The organism is Streptomyces boncukensis (assembly GCF_011045075.1).
GTDB classification, from domain to species: Bacteria; Actinomycetota; Actinomycetes; order Streptomycetales; family Streptomycetaceae; genus Streptomyces; species Streptomyces boncukensis.
This window is the reverse complement of record NZ_JAAKZZ010000600.1, coordinates 1-4,006: the sequence shown is the minus strand read 5'-3', so window position 1 is coordinate 4,006 and position 4,006 is coordinate 1. Positions and strand designations below refer to the sequence as shown.

Sequence of the window (4,006 nt, the reverse complement as noted above, 5' to 3'; positions counted from 1 at the left end):
CGGCGAGCCCAGCGGCGAGCCGCCCGGTGCCGACGGCGGCAGCGGCGGCGGGGACGAGGAGCGGGACCCGGAGCTGACGGCGCTGCGCGAGCGGCTGACCGGCGCCGTGCTGCTCTCCGTGCCCGTCATCGCGATGGCGATGATCCCCGCCCTCCAGTTCGAGTACTGGCAGTGGCTCTCCCTCACCCTCGCCGCCCCCGTCGTGGTCTGGGCGGGCTGGCCCTTCCACCGCGCCGCCTGGGCCAACGCCCGGCACGGCGCCGCCACCATGGACACCCTGATCTCGGTCGGCACCTCGGCCGCGTTCCTCTGGTCGCTGTGGGCGCTGTTCTTCGGCATGGCGGGCGAGCCGGGCATGACCCACCCCTTCTCCTTCGCCATCGAGCGGTCCGACGGCACCGAGAACATCTATCTGGAGGCCGCCGCGGGAGTGACCGCGTTCATCCTGGCCGGCCGCTACTTCGAGACCCGCTCCAAGCGGAAGGCGGGCGCCGCGCTCCGGGCCCTGCTGGAGCTGGGCGCCAAGGAAGTGACGGTGCTGCGGGACGGGCGCGAGGTGCTGATCCGCACCGGGGACCTGGCCGTGGGCGACCGCTTCGTGGTCCGGCCCGGCGAGAAGATCGCCACGGACGGCACCGTGGTCGAGGGCAGCTCGGCCGTGGACGCCTCCATGCTCACCGGCGAGTCGGTGCCGGTGGAGGTCGGCGAGGGCGACGGCGTCACGGGCGCGACGCTCAACGCGGGCGGCCGGCTGGTGGTCGAGGCGACCCGGGTCGGCGCGGACACCCAGCTCGCGCGGATGGCCAAGCTGGTGGAGGACGCGCAGAACGGCAAGGCAGCGGCGCAGCGCCTGGCCGACCGGATCTCCGGCGTCTTCGTGCCCGCCGTCATCCTGCTCGCGCTCGGCACGCTCGGCGTCTGGCTCGCCGCAGGCGGCGGTCTGACCGCCGCCTTCACGGCCGCCGTCGCCGTCCTGATCATCGCCTGCCCCTGCGCCCTGGGGCTGGCCACGCCGACCGCGCTGATGGTCGGCACGGGACGCGGTGCGCAGCTCGGCATCCTCATCAAGGGCCCCGAGGTGCTGGAGACCACCCGCAGGGCCGACACCGTCGTGCTCGACAAGACCGGCACCGTCACCACCGGCACCATGACCCTGCTCGACGTCCGGGTGGCGGAGGGCGCGTCGGAGGCGGAGGTCCTGAAGCTGGCGGGCGCGCTGGAGAACGCCTCCGAGCACCCCATCGCCCAGGCCGTGGCCCGGGGCGCGGCGGAGAGGTACGGGCAGCTTCCGGTGCCGGAGGACTTCGCCAACGTCCCCGGGCTGGGCGTCCAGGGCGTCGTCGAGGGCCACGCGGTGCTGGTGGGGCGCGAGAAGCTCCTCGAAGCGTGGTCGATGGCGCTGCCGGAGGCGCTGGCGGAGGCCAAGCTGGCCGCCGAGCGGGCGGGCCGTACGGCCATAGCGGTGGCCTGGGACGGCGAGGCGCGGGCCGTGCTGGAGGTCGCGGACGCGGTGAAGCCGACCAGCGCCGAGGCCATCGAGCGGCTGCGCGGACTGGGCCTGCGGCCGGTGCTGCTGACCGGCGACAACCAGGCGGTGGCCGAGACGGTGGCCGCCGAGGTCGGCATCGAGCCCGGCGACGTGCTCGCCGAGGTGCTGCCCGAGGACAAGGTGAGCGTCGTCAAGAAGCTCCAGGACGAGGGCCGTTCGGTGGCCATGGTCGGCGACGGCGTCAACGACGCGGCGGCGCTCGCCCAGGCCGACCTGGGCCTGGCGATGGGCACCGGGACCGACGCGGCGATCGAGGCGGGCGATCTCACGCTCGTACGGGGCGACCTGCGGGCCGCGGCCGACGCGATCCGCCTCGCCCGCAGAACGCTGGGCACCATCAAGTCCAACCTCTTCTGGGCCTTCGCCTACAACGTCGCGGCGCTGCCGCTGGCCGCGGCGGGCCTGCTGAGTCCGATGATCGCGGGGGCGGCGATGGCGTTCTCCTCGGTCTTCGTCGTCAGCAACAGCCTTCGCCTGCGGCGCTTCCGGGCAGCCGCCTGATCCTTTTTCTTGCGGGGCGCCCCGCAAGAGGTGGGCAGCCTCTTCCCAGGCCGGGAAGAGGCTGCCCCTGTCCGTCCGTCGCGGACCGCGGCGCCGCTGTGGCCGCTCGCGCAGTTCCCCGCGCCCCCGGCGGGGCGCTCCGCTCCCTCTCGCGCTCCCTCACGCTGCGGATGCCGGGTACGCCGCCGCCGGGCCGAATCTGGCGCGGGCCCGGTCCGCCGCCGCCTCGGCGCGGCGGGCCCGCTCCTCGCCCGGGTCGAAGGAGAGCTGGCGGACGGCGCGTTCGGCGGCCGTCAGATCCTCGGCGCGCAGCGAGACGGCCCGTACCCGGGCGCGCTGCAGCCCGAGCGCGTCGTGCAGGGCGTAGGCGGCGGCCGTCAGCGCGGGGGTGTGCGCGGTCGGCTCGGGGAGCGTACGGCTACGGGCGGTGGCGGTGCGGTCGGCGTAGCGGACGGTGAGGGTCAGCCCTCGCGCCACCTGCCCCTCCCGCCGCATCCGGAAGCCCAGCCCGTCGGCAAGCGCCAGCAGGGCGCGGCGGCGGCGCTCCGGGTCCAGCTCGTCGCGGTCGAAGCGGTGTTCGGCACTCGCCGAGCGCGCCGGTGCCGAGGGGACGACCGGCGTCGGGTCGGCCCCGCGCGCCCGCTCGGCGATCCGGCGCCCGGCCGTCGCGCCGAGGATGCGCTGGAGCGTGGCGGGGGGAGCCTGTGCGACGCGTCCGACGCTGTCCAGGCCGTACCCGCAGAGCGTGCGGGCGGTCGCCGGGCCGACCCCGTGCAGCGCGTCGACGGGCTTGCGGTCCAAGAAGCGCGCGGTCTCCTCGGGGCGCACCTCGCGTACGCCCCCGGACTCCCCGTCGGCCGCCGCCATCCGCGCGAGCAGCGGGTTGGGCGCGACCCCGATGGCGCAGTCGGTGTCGTACAGCGCCCGTGCGCGCAGCCGGAAGAGGCGGGCGAGCCCGGCGGCGTCCTGCCCGAAGTAGCGCAGCGCGCCCCGGACATCGGCGAGCGCGGCGTCGGGCGGGAGCGCCTGGACGACGGGGGTGATGTCGGCGAGGAGGCCGAGGAGGGCCTCGTAGATGTCGTGGGCGTCCTCCGCGCAGCGGCCGAAGCGGACGTAGAGCACCCCGGGTCCGGTCATCCCGCGCTCCCCGGGCTGGAGTGCCACATCTTGCGGACACCCCGGGCGGTGTCGTCGCCGGGGGTGCGCAGATCGGCCCACGCGTTCATCCGGACGCCGGGGGCGGTCTCGATGGTGCGGCCCGGCTTCCCGTCCGCCGCCCCGTCCGCCGCCGCGTCCGCCGTCTCCGCCAGCCGGTCCGTGACCGCGTCCAGGCCGCCGGTGCGGCGCAGCTCCACCAGCTCGGCCAGGTTCCAGACGGCGGCGCCGACCACGCTCAGGCTGCGCGGGCCGCGCCGCTGCACCACGCCGCGCACCAGCAGCAGCCAGGAGTGGAAGACGGTGTGCGCGCAGGCGGCGTGCACGTCCTCGAAGAAGGCGCAGTCCACCAGGCCCGTGCCGTCGTCCAGGGTGGTGAAGATGACGCGCTTGCCGGAAGGGATCGGCGGGGTCTGGGTGGCCGCCTTGGCGCCCGCGACCAGGACGGTCTCGCCATGTCGCGCCTCGTGCAGCGTCCGCGCCGAGCGGGCGCCCAGCTCCCGCAGGAAGGCGTGGTGGTCGCTCATCAGATGCCGGGAGGCGTCCAGACCGAGGACGCCGAGCTCGGCGCCGAGCCGCTCGTCCCGGTCCAGGTCGGGCAGTCGGGCGGGTTCGGGCGCCGCCACTTCCCCCAGCGTGGCTTCCCCCAGCGCGAGCTGTCCCTCGCGGGCGCCCGCCGCGCGCTGGGCGCGGTGCAGTTCGGCGATCTGCAGCAGCAGGTCGCGCCGGTTGCCGCCGGGCGCGAAGGCGTCCAGCGCGCCGACCCGGGCGAGCCCCTCCGCCACCGGGCGGGGCGGGCGG

Annotated in this window: 3 protein-coding genes; 1 reads left to right on the top strand and 2 read right to left on the bottom strand. The window is 76.1% G+C overall.

Annotation, left to right across the window (positions count from 1 at the left end; translation table 11 throughout):
* The coding region (locus G5C65_RS32765) for a copper-translocating P-type ATPase (protein ID WP_165302706.1) at positions 1 to 2,050 on the top strand (2,050 nt) is incomplete at its 5' end.
* A 159-nt stretch (positions 2,051 to 2,209) separates the two neighbouring features.
* On the opposite strand, the gene G5C65_RS32760 is transcribed toward G5C65_RS32765, so the two are convergent.
* Together G5C65_RS32760 and G5C65_RS32755 are read right to left on the bottom strand one after the other, a co-directional pair.
* On the bottom strand, positions 2,210 to 3,187 hold the full coding sequence (locus G5C65_RS32760; protein WP_165302705.1) for a DNA polymerase Y family protein: 978 nt from the start codon (positions 3,185 to 3,187) through the stop codon (positions 2,210 to 2,212).
* Positions 3,184 to 4,006: OB-fold nucleic acid binding domain-containing protein (locus tag G5C65_RS32755; protein ID WP_338146773.1), on the bottom strand; the 823-nt coding region annotated here is incomplete at its 5' end. The genes G5C65_RS32760 and G5C65_RS32755, both read right to left, overlap by 4 nt.